The 13,420-nt window shown below is 70.3% G+C and carries 15 protein-coding genes; 4 read left to right on the plus strand and 11 right to left on the minus strand.

Annotation, left to right across the window (positions count from 1 at the left end; genetic code table 11):
- Nucleotides 1-29: 29 nt before the first annotated feature.
- From cydD to C1877_RS08085, 3 genes are all read left to right on the plus strand, one after another.
- On the plus strand, nt 30-1,748 hold the full coding sequence (gene cydD, locus C1877_RS08075; protein WP_114568902.1) for a thiol reductant ABC exporter subunit CydD: 1,719 nt from the start codon (nt 30-32) through the stop codon (nt 1,746-1,748).
- Nucleotides 1,745-3,493, plus strand: coding sequence for a thiol reductant ABC exporter subunit CydC (cydC, locus tag C1877_RS08080; protein WP_114568903.1), 1,749 nt, complete (start codon nt 1,745-1,747; stop codon nt 3,491-3,493). The genes cydD and cydC overlap by 4 nt, the downstream gene beginning before the upstream one ends.
- A 126-nt stretch (nt 3,494-3,619) precedes the next feature.
- Nucleotides 3,620-4,081: a zinc ribbon domain-containing protein gene (locus C1877_RS08085; protein WP_015538902.1), complete on the plus strand. Its 462-nt coding sequence runs from the start codon at nt 3,620-3,622 to the stop codon at nt 4,079-4,081.
- Here C1877_RS08085 and C1877_RS08090 read toward each other — a convergent pair.
- From C1877_RS08090 to C1877_RS08130, 9 genes are all read right to left on the minus strand, one after another.
- The gene (locus C1877_RS08090; protein WP_181813820.1) at nt 4,050-4,994 is read right to left on the minus strand and encodes a helix-turn-helix transcriptional regulator; all 945 of its coding nucleotides are present in this window, start codon (nt 4,992-4,994) and stop codon (nt 4,050-4,052) included. The two genes, C1877_RS08085 and C1877_RS08090, sit on opposite strands and share 32 nt — an antisense overlap.
- 96 nt (nt 4,995-5,090) lie before the next feature.
- Entirely contained in the window at nt 5,091-5,843 is a 753-nt protein-coding gene (locus tag C1877_RS08095; protein WP_015538901.1) for an ABC transporter permease, read from the minus strand.
- The gene (locus C1877_RS08100; RefSeq protein WP_114568904.1) at nt 5,840-6,595 is read right to left on the minus strand and encodes an ABC transporter ATP-binding protein; all 756 of its coding nucleotides are present in this window, start codon (nt 6,593-6,595) and stop codon (nt 5,840-5,842) included. Before C1877_RS08100 ends, C1877_RS08095 begins: the two co-directional genes overlap by 4 nt.
- Nucleotides 6,596-6,693: 98 nt before the next feature.
- The gene (locus C1877_RS08105; RefSeq protein WP_114568905.1) at nt 6,694-7,569 is read right to left on the minus strand and encodes a patatin-like phospholipase family protein; all 876 of its coding nucleotides are present in this window, start codon (nt 7,567-7,569) and stop codon (nt 6,694-6,696) included.
- A gap of 47 nt (nt 7,570-7,616) precedes the next feature.
- Nucleotides 7,617-7,979, minus strand: coding sequence for a transcriptional regulator (locus C1877_RS08110; RefSeq protein ID WP_114568906.1), 363 nt, complete (start codon nt 7,977-7,979; stop codon nt 7,617-7,619).
- 181 nt (nt 7,980-8,160) lie between these two features.
- Nucleotides 8,161-8,922 carry a TatD family hydrolase gene (locus C1877_RS08115; protein WP_114568907.1) on the minus strand — a complete coding sequence of 254 codons (762 nt, stop codon included), beginning with the start codon at nt 8,920-8,922 and terminating at the stop codon, nt 8,161-8,163.
- Nucleotides 8,919-9,659: a tRNA threonylcarbamoyladenosine dehydratase gene (locus C1877_RS08120; protein WP_015538899.1), complete on the minus strand. Its 741-nt coding sequence runs from the start codon at nt 9,657-9,659 to the stop codon at nt 8,919-8,921. The genes C1877_RS08115 and C1877_RS08120 overlap by 4 nt, the downstream gene beginning before the upstream one ends.
- A 130-nt stretch (nt 9,660-9,789) precedes the next feature.
- Entirely contained in the window at nt 9,790-10,323 is a 534-nt protein-coding gene (locus C1877_RS08125) for a DUF6933 domain-containing protein (RefSeq protein WP_114568908.1), read from the minus strand.
- A 29-nt stretch (nt 10,324-10,352) separates the two neighbouring features.
- Nucleotides 10,353-11,261, minus strand: coding sequence for a patatin-like phospholipase family protein (locus C1877_RS08130; protein WP_114568909.1), 909 nt, complete (start codon nt 11,259-11,261; stop codon nt 10,353-10,355).
- A 90-nt stretch (nt 11,262-11,351) separates the two neighbouring features.
- Between C1877_RS08130 and C1877_RS08135 the strand changes: the two genes are divergently transcribed.
- Nucleotides 11,352-11,588, plus strand: a complete 237-nt coding sequence (locus C1877_RS08135) for a thioredoxin domain-containing protein (protein ID WP_015538898.1) — start codon at nt 11,352-11,354, stop codon at nt 11,586-11,588.
- A gap of 70 nt (nt 11,589-11,658) precedes the next feature.
- On the opposite strand, the gene C1877_RS08140 is transcribed toward C1877_RS08135, so the two are convergent.
- Entirely contained in the window at nt 11,659-12,753 is a 1,095-nt protein-coding gene (locus C1877_RS08140; protein ID WP_114568910.1) for a hypothetical protein, read from the minus strand.
- Between the two features lie 229 nt (nt 12,754-12,982).
- On the minus strand, nt 12,983-13,402 hold the full coding sequence (locus tag C1877_RS08145; protein ID WP_114568911.1) for a DUF4145 domain-containing protein: 420 nt from the start codon (nt 13,400-13,402) through the stop codon (nt 12,983-12,985).
- Between the last annotated feature and the right edge of the window lie 18 nt (nt 13,403-13,420).

Consider the following 13,420-nt stretch of genomic DNA (forward strand, 5'->3'; position numbering starts at 1 on the left):
CGGGCCCCGGGACGCAAGGGAAGCGAGCCATGATCGACAAGGCCATCTTCGCGCTTCCGGGGGTGGGGCGCATCCTCGGGCTGCTCGCGGCGTCCGCGGCGCTGCAGGCGCTCGCGGTGCTGGGGCAGGCCTGGTCGCTGTCACGCGCCATCACGAACCTGTGGCTGGGCGGCGCGGTCATCGACCAGGCCCTGCTCGTAGCCGTGTTCCTCGCGTGCTTCATCGGCCGGCAAGGTGTGCTCTGCGCGCAGTCCGCCCTGCTCGACGCCTACGCCTACGAGCAGGCGAACGCGCTGCGCCGCTCGCTGCTCGAGAAGATATTCACCACGAACGCCCGGCTCGTGCAGGACCACGGCACCGGCAGCGTGACCGCCGCCGTGCTGGAGGGCGCCGACCAGGTGGAAACGTACTTCAAGCTCATCCTGCCCAAGGTCACGGGCATCGCCCTCATCCCCGCCATCCTGCTGGCGGCCTCGTTCGCGCTCGACTGGGTGTCGGGGCTCATCATGTTCGTGACATTCCCGTTCATCATCTTGTACATGGTCATCATGGGCCACACGGCCAAGGAGAAGGCGTCGCGGCAGCACCGCACGTTCGAGATCATGTCGAACCATTTCATAGACACGCTGCGCGGCATCGACACGCTCAAGCTGTTCGGCGTGTCCAAGCGCTACGGGAAGAGCATCTACGAGGTGTCCGAGCGCTTCCGCGAGGCCACCATGCGCACGCTCAAGGTGGCGAACCTCTCGAGCCTGGTGCTGGACACGTTCGCGACGCTCTCGGTGGCGGCCGTGGCGTTCATGCTGGGATTCCGCCTGATCGACGGCTCGGTCACGCTGTTCCCAGCGCTCGCGCTGCTCGTGATAGCACCCGAGTACTTCCGTCCTATCCGCGAGTTCGCGGCCGACTACCACGCCTCGCTCGACGGCAAGAACGCGCTCGCGTCCATCCAGGCGCTCGTGGACGCGCCCGACGAGCCGCCTGCGGAGCTGCCGCTGCCCGCCTGGCACGCCGATGCGCGCCTCGGGCTCGAGGGGGTGGGCTTCTCGTACCCGGGGTTCAAGGCGCTCGAGGGCGTGACGCTTGCGGCCGAGGGGTTCCAGAAAGTGGGCATCGTGGGCGCAAGCGGCTCGGGCAAGAGCACGCTCGTGAGCCTGCTCGGCGGCTTCGCCTCGCCCGACGAGGGCGGGATCGACGTGGACGGCGTGCGGGCGCAAAGCCTGCGCCAGACGACCTGGCAGAGCCAGGTGGCCTACATCCCGCAGGACCCCTACCTCTTCCACGCCACGCTGCGCGAGAACCTCGTGTTCTACCGCCCCGACGCGACCGACGACGAGGTGGCGCGCGCCGTGGAGGTGGTGGGGCTCGAGGGGCTCGTGGACGAGCTGCCCCGCGGGCTGGACACGCGCATCGGCGAGGGGGCGCGGCCGCTCTCGGGCGGGCAGGCGCAGCGCATCGCGCTCGCGCGGGCGTTCCTCGACCGCTCGCGGCGCATCCTGCTGTTCGACGAGCCCACGGCGCACCTGGACATCGAGACGGAGATGGAGCTGAAGGAGCGCATGCTGCCGCTCATGGAGGGGCGCCTCGTGTTCTTCGCCACGCATCGGCTGCATTGGGTGGACGACATGGACGTCGTCGTGGTCATGGAGGGCGGGCGCGTGACCGAGCAGGGTGCACCGGAGGAGCTGCGCGCCGGCGGCGGCGCGTTCGCGCGCCTGGCCGCCCAGCTGGAAGGAGGCGCGCTATGAGCCGCGACAACGGCGCGCGGGCCGACCGTTGGGTCGCGCCCTTCTTCAAACGGTATTGGAAGGCGCTCGCGCTGGCGCTGTTCCTGGGCGTGGCCACGTTCGGGTTCGCGAGCGGGCTCATGGTGACGTCCGGCTTCCTCATCAGCGCGGCGGCGGCCCTGCCGGGCAGCATCCTCATGATCCACCTGCCCACGCTCTTCGTGCGCATCTTCGGCATCGGGAAGCCCATCCTGCAGTACCTCGAGCGCCTTACCAGCCACGACTGGGTGCTGCGCATGACGAGCGGCCTGCGCAGCAAGCTCTACGGGGCGCTGGAGCGCGACGCCGTGTTCTTCCGCCGCAGCCACCGCACGGGCGACATCCTGGGACTTCTGGCCGAGGACATCGGGCACTTGCAGAACCTGTACCTGCGCGCGGTGTTCCCCACCGTGGTGGCGTGGCTAGTGTACGCGCTGGGCGTGGCGGTGCTCGGGTTCTTCGACGCGTGGTTCGCGCTGGCGCTCGCGCTCGTGCTGGGCGTGGAGGTGTTCCTGGTGCCGCTCGTGTCCGCGCTCGCGAACCGGGCGCGCATCGAGCGCCGCAAGGCCTTGAAGAACGAGCTGTACGGCGAGCTCACCGACAACGTGCTGGGCGCCTCCGACTGGATCTTCGCGCAACGCGGCGACGAGTACCTCTCGCGCTACCAGGCCGCCGAGAAGGCCCGGCACGACATCGAGGCGCGGCTGGACCGCTTCGCGCGGTGGCGCGACCTCGCGTCCACGGCCGTGTTCGGCGCCGCGGCGGCCCTGCTGCTCGTGTGGGCCGGCGGCTACTTCGGCGGGCAGCCCGATGGGGCGGCGAACTGGATCGCCGCGTTCGTGCTGGGATTCTTCCCGCTCATCGACGCCTTCGCGCCCCTGCCCGCGGCCGCCGCCGAGGCGGGCGTCTACCGCGATTCCATCCGCCGGCTGAACGAGCTGCCCCAGCCCGCGCCGGAGGAGGGCCCCGCGCCCGCGGTGGAGGCGCCCCTCGCCCTGGCCGTGGAGAACGTGGCGTTTCGCTACCCCGGCTCCGCACGCGCCGTGCTCGACGGGGTGAGCCTGACCATCCCGCAGGGCCAGAAGGTCGCCATCCTGGGGCGCAGCGGCTCGGGCAAGAGCACGCTGGCCTCCCTCATCCGCGGCGATCTGGCGCCTGCGTCCGGCAGCGTGACGCTGAACGGCGTGCCCGCCAGCAGCTTCGGCGACGCCATGGCGCGGCACATCGGCGTGATCCAGCAGCAGACGTACCTGTTCAACATGACGCTGCGCGAGAACCTGCGCATCGGCAACCCCGCCGCCACCGACGGCCAGATCCGCGAGGTGCTGGCGCACGTGGGGCTCTCCGGCCTGGTGGAGCGCCTGCCGGAAGGGCTCGACACCCTGGTGGACGAGGCCGGCATGCGCTTCTCGGGCGGCGAGCGCCACCGCATCGCGCTCGCCCGCGTGCTCTTGCAGGACACGCCCGTCATACTGCTGGACGAGCCCACCGTGGGCCTCGACCCCGCCACCGAGCGCGCGCTGCTGAAGACGTTCGTCGAGAACGCGGAGGGCAGGACGCTCATCATGATCACCCACCACCTGCAGGGCGTGTCCGCCATGGACCGCGTCGTGTTCGTGGAGGACGGCCGCATAGAGATGGAGGGCTCGCCCGCCGAGCTGGAGCGCACGAGCGAGCGCTACCGCCGCCTGCTCGCCTTCGACCACGGGGTGCCCGCCCCGGCGTAAGACCCGGGCGGGCGTCGGGCAACGTTTTGTTTCTTTACCGCAACGCACACGACGTGGTTCAATGGCCCTGCGGCGAGAAAACGGCGCCGCGGCCCCACGGGGCCCTTCGCGAAGAAAGGAATCCGCATGGCCATCGGAGAGTCGCTAGCCCGCATGCGCCGTGAGCGCAACCTCACGCAGGAGGACGTGGCGCGCAGGCTCTACGTCACCCGCCAAGCCGTCTCGCGCTGGGAGACCGGCGAGACCGAGCCGGGCGTGGACATGTGCAAGCTCATCGCCGCCACGTTCGACATGCCGCTCATGGAGCTGCTGGAGATGCCCGACAAAGACTACTGCCAAAGCTGCGGCATGCCGTTCTACCAGGAGGCCGACCACGGCAGCGAGGCAGGCGGCGGCCGTTCGCGCGACTTCTGCTCGATGTGCTACGAGAACGGCGCGTTCGTCCGCGACGAGACCATGGAGGAGCTCATCGAGGAGGCCGCCCCCCACATGGCCGCCGCCTGCCGCATCTCGCGCGACGAGGCGGTGTCGTTCATGGGCGCGCTGCTTCCCCACCTCAAGCGCTGGGAGCAGGGGCAGGGCCGGTAGGGGCGGCGCAAGCGGGCCGCTCCCCCGTTGCGAGCGGCCTCACGGCGCGCATCTCGCGGTAGCCGGCTGCAGGATCGGGCTCGTACTGCACGCGGGGGTAGTCGTCGTCCCAGGCATAGCCGATGGCGGCCGGGTCGTAGCGGTCCATGGCGCGCTGCACGGATTCCACGGCGTCCACGAAGTCCTCCTCGCGGAAGGGCTCGCCTTGGAACGAAAGGTACGTGGCGGCGGGCAGGTCGACCACGTCGAAGCCGTTGGGCACGGGGCCCTCGAAGCCGGCGGGCATCTCCGCGCCCTGCACGTACACCGACGTGCCGGCGGGGCGGAAGCGCGGCGGCAGCCATAGGCTCACCGGCTCGCCGCCCAGCTGCTCCATGCTGGTGATGAGGCCCCACACCTGACATCCCACCTCCTCGCCGTACGAGAAGTAGTCGTGCGCCGACACGCCGCGCTTCAGCACCACGCGGCGCGCCGGCTTCTCGATCGTCTGCACCAGCACGTTTCTCGCCGCGTTCGCAGGGGCGGGCACGTGGGCGCGGCGCAGCTCGTCGAACTTCACGCCGTAAGGCACGAACAGGCCGATGGGGACCGGATCGGCCGCGTAGGAGCCGGGGTTGCAGCCGAACTCGCGGCGAAACGCCCGCTGGTAGCCGTCCACGCTGCCGAACCCCGACTCGAAGGCCACGTCGGCCACGCGCCGGCCCTCCTCGCGCAGCCGCGCGGCCGAATGCGTGAGGCGCATCCGGCGCTGGTAGTCGGCGGGGGTCATGCCCGTGAGCCGGCGAAACAGCCGGTAGGAATGCCACGGCGAGAACAGCGACACGGCAGCGAGGTCCTCAAGGGTCACCTCGTCCTCCACGTGCTCCTCGAGGTAGTCCTGCATCCGCTGCACTGCCTGCACCTGCTCGTTCACGCCGCACGCCCCTTTCCGCCGTCCGCTTTCCACTGCCCCGCGCCTGCACCCGACCACTCTACCGGACGCGCGCGCGGGCGCTCGACCGTTTTTGCCCTATTCCCACCGGAAGAACCGAACCGCCACCGCCGTGCACGCCACGGCCACCGCTGCCAGCACGGCCAGCGGCACCGCCGCCACGTCGGGCGGCGCACCCAAGAACGCCGACTTCATCAGCTGGATGCCCTGCGAAAGCGGCATGACTCCCGCGACCTGCTGAACCGCCGGGGGCATGATCTCGAACGGCAGCGTGGCACCCGAGAACACGAGCATGGGAAAGTACAGTATGCTCGCAATGATGGACGCCTGCTTGCTCGTGCGCGCCAGGCCTCCCACCACCAGCCCGATGCTCAGCATGCCGGCCAGCGTGAGCAGCCAGCCTCCGAGGAAGGCCGGCCACGATCCGCGCATCTGCACGCCGAACGCGAGCGTGGCCACCGCCCAGAGGAGCGCGAGCGACACCGCCGCATACAGCGCGTAGATGGCCAGGCTCACTCCCAGGATGAGCGCAGGGCTGGCCGGCGTCGCCTTCATGCGCTTGAACACCTTCCGCTCGCGATAGTCCGCCACGGCCAGCGGCAGGCCCATCGCACCCGCCGCGCAGATGGCGATGGAGGCCACCGCGCCGAACGACTGCTCGACGAACGAGTAGCCGGCGCCCTCGAACGCGGGGTCCGTGTCGTACACGATGCCCAGCACCGCCAGCACCACGAGCGGCATGGCGATGGCGAACACCACCATGTTCATGTCGCGCACGTTCAGCTTGAGCTCGATACCGAACAGCGTCCCGAAACCTTTGAACCTGCTCATCGCACGTTTCCTTTCTCTTCGTCACCGTCGGGCCCCTCGGGCTCCTCCCCGGAGAACCACAGGTACGCATCCTCGAACGTGCTGCACGGGCTGGCGTCCACCGCCTGCCCCACCGTTCCCGAGAACGCCTCGCGGCCGTCGCGCAGGATGAGCACACGGTCGCACAGCGCCTCCACTTCATCCATGAAATGCGAGGTCAGGAATATGGTCAGCCCGTCGTGCTTCAGCTCCTCCAGCGTCCGCCACACGTCGCGGCGCGCCTTCACGTCCAATCCGGTGGTCAGCTCGTCCAGAAACACCACCTGAGGGCGCCCTGTCAGCGCCAGCACGATGAACAGCCGCTGGCGCTGGCCGCCCGACAGCTGTTTCACCTGGGCGCGCTCGCGCCCCTCCAAGCCGAAGCACGCGAGCAGCGCCCGCCAGTCGGCCGGCCTGCCGTACAGGCACGCCGTCTCGCGGCAGAGCTCGTCCACGCGGATCTCCGCCTGGTGGCTGCCCTCCTGGAACTGCACGCCTACCCGCTGGAACAGCCGGCGCCGCTCGCGCTGCGGGTCCATGCCCAGGATGCGCACCGTGCCTGCGTCGGGCTTGCGCACGCCCAGCAGGCACTCCACGCTCGTCGTCTTTCCCGCGCCGTTGGCGCCCAGAAGCCCGAACACCTCGCCGGCTCCCACGCAGAGCCCAAGGTCGCGTACGACGGGACGGCCGCCGTACGACTTCGAAAGGCCCTTGGCCCGTATGACTTCGTCCATGCCCTCTCCTCCTTCTCCGGTTCCTTCGTTCGTCCGGGTACGTATGAAACCGCAGAAGGCCCGCGGGCGCTCGACTTTTCTTGCCGTGCGGGGCGTGCTTACCTCCCCAGGAAGCGCTCCCAGGCGGGCAGCTCCGCCTGGGCCTGCGCGCGGCCGCGCCGGAAGTTCGCCTGGAGCCTCGCCCGGTCGCGCTCGGTGTTGGCCACTCCCTGGCCGTTCGCGTAGAACACGTAGGCACGGCCCTCCGCCTCCAGGCGCGCAAGGCGGTCGAGCTCGGCGTTGTAACGGCGCGCCCAGGTGTCCAGGGCCGCGCGCATGGCGGGACGCCTCCAGAAGAACACGTCGTAGAGGCGTTTGCGGCGCGTCCGGCGCCGGAAGCCGCGAGGGCGCGTGCACACGACGAAGAAGCGGCGCAGCCCGTCGGCCTCCGCGCGCGGCAACATGATGCCGGCGCCGTCGCCGATGCCCCCGTCGTACAGCGCCCGGCCGCCTATCCAGGTGGGCGGCAGGATGACAGGGTAGCTCGTGGAGGCCCGCACGTGCTCCATGAGCGCGTGCTCGTCGGGGAAGTCCGCGCGCGTGAAGTACGCCGTGGCGCCGCTGTCGCGGTCGATGGCCTGCAGCGTGGCGCGCGCCGGGTTCGCCTGGAAAGCCGCGAAGTCGAACGGAAGCGCGTACCCGGGACGTGCGAGCGCGTGGCCGTGCAGGGCCGCGCGCACGCCGTCCGCGCCCGCGAACGGCGCGATCCACCAGCGGAACGCCAGGTCGTCGAGCGATGCGGTGAACGACGCCTCCGCCCGCCGCACGTCGCGCGACAGGTAGTCGATCGCGTTCGTCGCGCCCGCGGAGAGTCCGTACACGTCGTCGAAGAACAGCCCGTTCTCCAACATGACCGTGAGAGCCCCGGCCGAGTACGAGTTCCACATCCCGCCGCCCTCGAAGATGAGCGCAACATCGCGCACCGTGCTCTCCATCGGGCCGCCCTCCCTCCTTCCCGCCGCCGGAACGGTGCCTGCGCGCCTCACAGCGCTGCGACGTCGCGGCGGAGCGCGGCGAGGTCGGGCGCCGGGCCCATGAGGCGGCGGTACAGGCGCTCCACCTGGCCGCGCAGCGCTATCTCGCGCGCGTCGCTCAGCACGAAGAACGACACGCGCAGGTACAGCTCGAGCTCCTGGGCGCTTTCCAGCTGATCAGGGTCGGCCGAAGGGCGGGCCTGCCGCTCGTCGACGAGGTCCGCCAGCATGCCCTTCGTCACGCGCCGCATGCGCGCAAGGCTCTCCCTCCTATCGCGGTACGCCCGGTACTGCGGCAGGAACAGCGCCGTGCACACGGCCAGCACCTCCGCGCACGCCGTAAACCATTCCGGCAGCGACCCGAGCTCCATGGCTCCTCCCGTCCTCGAGGCCTTTTGGCTTTTACTATAGGGGCAGGCAGGTAAAGGCGGCTGCGGACGCGGCCGGCCGTCACGCCGCTGTGGCCGGCGTGTTAGTAGGCAGGGATAACGGGCGGAGGACGGCGTGCGTGCATGGCGCGCCGCCGCGCAGCACGGGCAGGCGCACGGGCGGCTACCGGCCGAGCAGGTCGCGGCTCGTGTGCGCGATGCGCTCCGCAAGGGCTTCGGGGTCCTCGCGGCGCAGGCGGGCGATCTCGTCGAGGGCGCCTTCCAGCAGGCGGGCGAACTCCCCCGCTGGCACGACCGGGCCGGCCTCGGGCGGCTCGTCGGTTTCCAGCAGCAGGCGGTCTCGTGGGATGGCCTGCGCGTAGGCGCGGCCGCGCTTCGAGGCCAGCATGTGCGGGCCCACGGAGAAGAAGCAGCCGAGCTTCGCGGCGCGCTGCAGCTCGTCGGACGTGCCGGAGAACCAGTGGAGGATGCAGGCGCTGCCGACGAGGACGCCGTAGCGCTCGAGGACGTCGAGCACGGTTCCCGCGGAGCGCACGGCGTGGATCGAGAGCACCTTGCCGCCCTCCGCCGCGCAGGCTGCGGCGATACGGTCGAACGCCGCCACCTGGGCCCCGCGCGTCGCCACGTGCTTGAGGCCGAAGTCGAGCCCCACCTCGCCCACGTAGCGCGACGCGGCCGCGTTCGCAACGGCGCGCTCGACGGCCGCCTCGCCCGCCGGCCCTTCTTCCACCCACCAGGGATGCAGCCCCGCCCCCACGCACACGTTGGGGCACGGCGCGAGCAGCCGCGCGGCCCGGTCGAAGCCCGCAGGCGTCACGGTCGTCGAGAACGCGCCCGTTCCGCACGCCGCCAACCCGTCCGCAAGCGCACGGGGATCGGCGTCGAAGTCCAGATGGCAGTGCATATCGAACAGGCGATGCCTCATGCGCGCCCGATCCCCGCCAGCGCGCAGATCACCTCGCCGGCGATCATCTGGCCCATGATGGGCGGCACGTACGACGCCGTGCCGAGGTTCGACCGCTCGCGGCGCGCGGCGCCCTCGCGCACGGGCACGTCCACCGGCTGCTCGCACGAGTACAGCACGCGCAGGCTCCGGATGCCGCGCTTGCGGCCCTCCTTGCGCATGATGCGGCAGAGCGGGCAGTTCACCGTGTCGTACACGTCCGCCACGCGGAAGCACTCGGGGCGCAGCTTGTTCGCCGCGCCCATGCTGCTGATCAGGCGCAGCCCGCGCTCGTCGGCGTACTGCGCGATGGCGAGCTTCGCCGATATCGTGTCGATGGCATCCACCACGTAGTCCGCCCCGCCGGCGTGCGCGTCGAGGAACGTCGGCACGTTCTCGGCCAGCAGGAACTCGTCGATCGCCTCCACCTGCGCCGCGGGGTTGATATCGGCCACCATGGCGCGCGCCACGTCCACCTTCTTGCGGCCGATGGTGCTCGTGAACGCGATGGACTGGCGGTTGATGTTGCTCGCCTGCACCACGTCGTGGTCCACCACGATCAGGCGCCCCACCCCGCCGCGCGCAAGCGCCTCCACGCAGTTCGAGCCCACGCCGCCCACGCCGAGCACCATGACGGTGGAGTCCGCGAGGCGCGCAAGGCCGTCGCGTCCCATGATCAGTTCGAGTTTCGAGGTGGCGGTGTCGCCGGTTGCCGTCATGCGCTTCCTTTCTGTCGGCGACCATGGTAGCACGAGCGACCGCCGAGCACCCGCAAAGCCGCAGGCGCATCTTCGAGCGAAAAATATGCTTCAGCAACGTGGGGCGTGCCTTTCGCTCGAAGATTTAGCTTCAGGCGCGATCGGAAGCGCCTAACCCCAAACGCGCGAGGTCGGCGGCAAAGCGTCCGGCGGGCAGGCCAAGGCCCTCGAAGCCGGCCGCCTTGCAGGGCATCCGCTCGTTCGCCAGGCGGCACAGCTCCGCCGGGAACGGATCGCCCGCCGCGTCGAGCGCAAGCGGGAGCGCCAGCAGCTTGTCCACCAGCACGTTCATGAACGCGACGGGACGCCGGCCGTGCGTGCGCGTGACCTCGGGTGCGCCGGCGAGGAACCGGTACGCCCCGATCGCGTCCTCGTCGAACCCGCAGGCTGCAAGCGAGGCGTGCAACGCCGCGAGCGCGACGGCCTCCCAATCGCGCCAATCCCCCGGCTGCATGCACGCGAAGGCCGCGAACCGGTTGCGCGCGTTCGCCAGCAGCAGCACGTCGGCCCCGCCGAGCGCCGCACGGTGCGCCTCCCAGCAGAAGAGCGGCTCCTCCGGCTCGCCGTAAGGCGGCCGCGCAAGCCGCAGATGCCGCTGCAACGGTATGGTGATGCCCAGCTGCACCGCTCCGCCTCCTCCTTTCCCGCAGCGCCTCAGCCGCGCTGCAGCCACGTTTCCCAGGCGTCGGCCTCGCGTTGGGCCTGGGCGTAGCCCTGGTCGTAGGCGCGGGACAGCTTCGCGTGGTCCGTCTCCCGGTTCGATACCGGCATCTCGTCGGGGTGGAACACGCAGGCGGCGCCCTCGCGCTCCAGGCGGTCGACCTCGTCGCAGAGGGCGTTGTAGGGCTGCCAGCGCCCGATGGTGCGCTCGGCCACCTGCGGATGGGCCCGGAAGGCAGCGCGGAACAGCGCCTGCGCAGCCGGCCGCGGCGGCTTCTTGCGATAGCCGCGCGGCTGCGAGCGGATGACGAGGAACCGCTCGAACCCGTCGCGGCGCGCGGCGTCCAGCAGGATGCCCCGGCTCTCGCCCAGGCCGCCGTCCATGAACGTGCGCCCATTGATTACCGTGGGCGGCATGAACAGGGGCATGGTGGAGCTGGCCCGCACGCGCAGCATCATATCGCGCAGCGTGGGGCAATCGGCCTTCGTCCAAGCCACCGTCTCACCGGTGTCCCAGTCGAAGCCCTCGATGTGCACGTCGGCGTCGCTGGCCGCGAACGTGTCGAAATCGAACGCCATCACGGCGTCCGTTCCCGCCAGCTCCTCGGCAACGCCCTCGTACAGATACGGCGCGTTGAAGTAGCCATGCCCGCGCAGGAAGCTGCCCACGCCGCCGAAGCGCGGGTCGCGCACGAGGTCGACGAACGACGCCTTCGTGCGCGCGATGTCGCGCGACACGTAGTTCACCGCGTGGCTCGAGCCGGCGGAGATGCCGTACACGCGCCCGAAATGCAGCTGGCGCTCCAGCAGCGTGACCACGGCCCCCGCCGTGTAGCTGGCGCGCATGCCGCCGCCCTCGATGACGAGCGCGACGTCGGATATGTTGACCGTCAGGGTGCCCATGGGAGTATTATAGCCGTGCCGCGGGCTCTCCCAGGAAATGAGATACCGCGGCGTCGCCGAATGCGATGAGAGACGAGAGGAAACGCCACCATGGAGAAGCCGATTCTGTACTACTGGGCCCCGTGCCCCACCTGCTCGGTCCTGACCCACTTCGCCGACGAGCACGGCATAGAGCTCGACAAGCGCGACGTGGAGCAGGAAGCCCCCTACCAGGAGCTCCTCGAGCTGGGCGGCAACGCGGACCTCATCCCCTACCTGTGGGACGGCCAGCAGCTCGTCAACGGAAACGACGAGTGCCTGGCGTACCTGCGCGAGAGGTACCTTTAGGCAGCGGGCGAACCCGGGCAGGGGCGCCCCCGCCGCGACCTCTCGCGCAGGGCGCCCTCGTTCCCGCCGCTCACCGGGTTACGGCAACCGCGGCGCCGCCCGAGCTTTGGGTCGCCGAGCCTTGGGTCGAACTGGAGGGCGAGCCGCCCGAATTCGGCTGCGAGGCGGAATCGTGCGAGCCGCTGCCGGACTGCCCGCTGCCGCCCGATCCGCTGCCACCCCCCGTGCTGCCGCTGCCGGAGCCGTCCGACGAGCCCGACGAACCCGAGGAGTCGCCCGACGAACCCGACGAGCCCGATCCCGATGATCCCGAAGATCCCGAGCCGTCCGAAGATCCCTGGTCTCCGCCCGACGACGAGTTGCCGCCCGACAAGCCCGAGGACCCGTTCGGCGCCGCGTCCTTCGACGGGTCCGTCGCAGAGGGATCGCTCGAGCCCGAAGACGTCCCCTTGTCCTCCCCCTCGTTCGAAGCATCCCCGCTTCCCGAGGAGTCCTGCTTCTGGGCCTGCGACGACGAGGAGATGAGTGGCTGCGGCTTCGCGCCCACGCCCTGCCCGGTGGTGACGAGGTCGATGACGAGGGCGGACAGCGCCACAGCCACGATGGCGGACGCGATGGACACCGCCACCACGCGTCGCTGCAGCTTCTTCTTGTGCTCGCGTCGCTCGCGCGCCCGCTGCACCGTGGGGTCTTCGCGCAGGCCGGCGTCGTCGGCGCGCGGCGTGCGCGAGCGCCGCGCCGCCTCATACGGCCCGGCAGGTTCCTGCGGCGAGAGGCGCGCGGTCTTCTCCGCCTGCGGGAGGGTTGCCGTGGCCCCCGCCGATCCGGCGGCATGCCGGGCGGCGGTCCGTCCCGACGGGTCCGGCGCTTCCGCCTCCGCATCGTCCGAGGCGCCCTTTGCGGGAGGCACGTAGCCGGTCTCGCCCGGCTTCAGCTCGCGCAGCTTCTCGGCCGACGCGGTGAAGAACTTCTTGTACAGCTGCGATGCCACCGCCGACACAACGGAGCCCACGCCAACGCCTATCACAGAGCCGTAGATGCCTATCTGCGAGGCCAGCAGCATGGAGGTGACGGCTGCCAGCGCACCGGCAACGACCTGCGCGATCGACAAGTCATCGAACAGCCTGCTCCTCTTCGCCTTCCCGCCGCCCGCATCTCGCGCCATGCCGCAACCTCCTGTTCGCCTCGTGTCCATACGGGGCCCTCGCCCCATCCGAACATACCGCACCAGCGCGCGGCGGCGGCGTTTTCCACCCAATTGCTACCGGTCGGCCATGAAACGTTCTCACCGGCTCCCCAACATCCGCGTATGCGCAGGCGGCAGGCTCGTGGCGAAACCATGCGGCATCGGCGCGGCAGGGTGCTCGGCACGCCCCCGTCCGCCGGGCGCCGCGCTAGTCGCCCATGGCCATGCGGTAGAAGCTCGTGAGCTCTGCGTCCAGGCGGCGCATAAGCTCGGCGTGCTGGCGCGGGTCCTCGCGGAAGTCCGTCTTGTGAACCGCCGCGTTGCCGTATGTGCGCACGGCGTCGTAAGCGTCCCTGGATGCCGCGGGAATGTTCTCCTGGCTGCACAGGAAGTCGACCTTCTCGTTCAGCGAGTACGTCGAGCGGTTGTTCCGCCGGCAGAAGCACTCGAACTCGGCACCGCGACCGATCTCTTGGTACCGTTCGATGAACGAGTCGGCAACGACCTCGATGATCTTCCTCATATAGAACGCCGCTGCGTCGTACAGACCTGCGTCGGCGGCGCGCAGGGCGCGCTCGCGCAGCTCGTAGGCGCATCGGTAGGCGTTGACGAACACCGGGACGGGCATGTCGGCCCTCCTTTCCGG

The organism is Gordonibacter pamelaeae (genome assembly GCF_003340385.1).
GTDB lineage: Bacteria > Actinomycetota > Coriobacteriia > Coriobacteriales > Eggerthellaceae > Gordonibacter > Gordonibacter pamelaeae.

What these genes read in the sequence shown, in the direction of transcription:
- cydD (WP_114568902.1), top strand. Translation starts at nt 30, where the DNA reads ATGATCGACAAGGCCATCTTCGCGCTTCCGGGGGTGGGGCGCATCCTC.
- cydC (WP_114568903.1), top strand. Translation starts at nt 1,745, where the DNA reads ATGAGCCGCGACAACGGCGCGCGGGCCGACCGTTGGGTCGCGCCCTTC.
- C1877_RS08085 (WP_015538902.1), top strand. Translation starts at nt 3,620, where the DNA reads ATGGCCATCGGAGAGTCGCTAGCCCGCATGCGCCGTGAGCGCAACCTC.
- C1877_RS08095 (WP_015538901.1), bottom strand. Translation starts at nt 5,843, where the DNA reads ATGAGCAGGTTCAAAGGTTTCGGGACGCTGTTCGGTATCGAGCTCAAG.
- C1877_RS08100 (WP_114568904.1), bottom strand. Translation starts at nt 6,595, where the DNA reads ATGGACGAAGTCATACGGGCCAAGGGCCTTTCGAAGTCGTACGGCGGC.
- C1877_RS08105 (WP_114568905.1), bottom strand. Translation starts at nt 7,569, where the DNA reads ATGGAGAGCACGGTGCGCGATGTTGCGCTCATCTTCGAGGGCGGCGGG.
- C1877_RS08110 (WP_114568906.1), bottom strand. Translation starts at nt 7,979, where the DNA reads ATGGAGCTCGGGTCGCTGCCGGAATGGTTTACGGCGTGCGCGGAGGTG.
- C1877_RS08115 (WP_114568907.1), bottom strand. Translation starts at nt 8,922, where the DNA reads ATGAGGCATCGCCTGTTCGATATGCACTGCCATCTGGACTTCGACGCC.
- C1877_RS08120 (WP_015538899.1), bottom strand. Translation starts at nt 9,659, where the DNA reads ATGACGGCAACCGGCGACACCGCCACCTCGAAACTCGAACTGATCATG.
- C1877_RS08130 (WP_114568909.1), bottom strand. Translation starts at nt 11,261, where the DNA reads ATGGGCACCCTGACGGTCAACATATCCGACGTCGCGCTCGTCATCGAG.
- C1877_RS08135 (WP_015538898.1), top strand. Translation starts at nt 11,352, where the DNA reads ATGGAGAAGCCGATTCTGTACTACTGGGCCCCGTGCCCCACCTGCTCG.
- C1877_RS08140 (WP_114568910.1), bottom strand. Translation starts at nt 12,753, where the DNA reads ATGGCGCGAGATGCGGGCGGCGGGAAGGCGAAGAGGAGCAGGCTGTTC.
- C1877_RS08145 (WP_114568911.1), bottom strand. Translation starts at nt 13,402, where the DNA reads ATGCCCGTCCCGGTGTTCGTCAACGCCTACCGATGCGCCTACGAGCTG.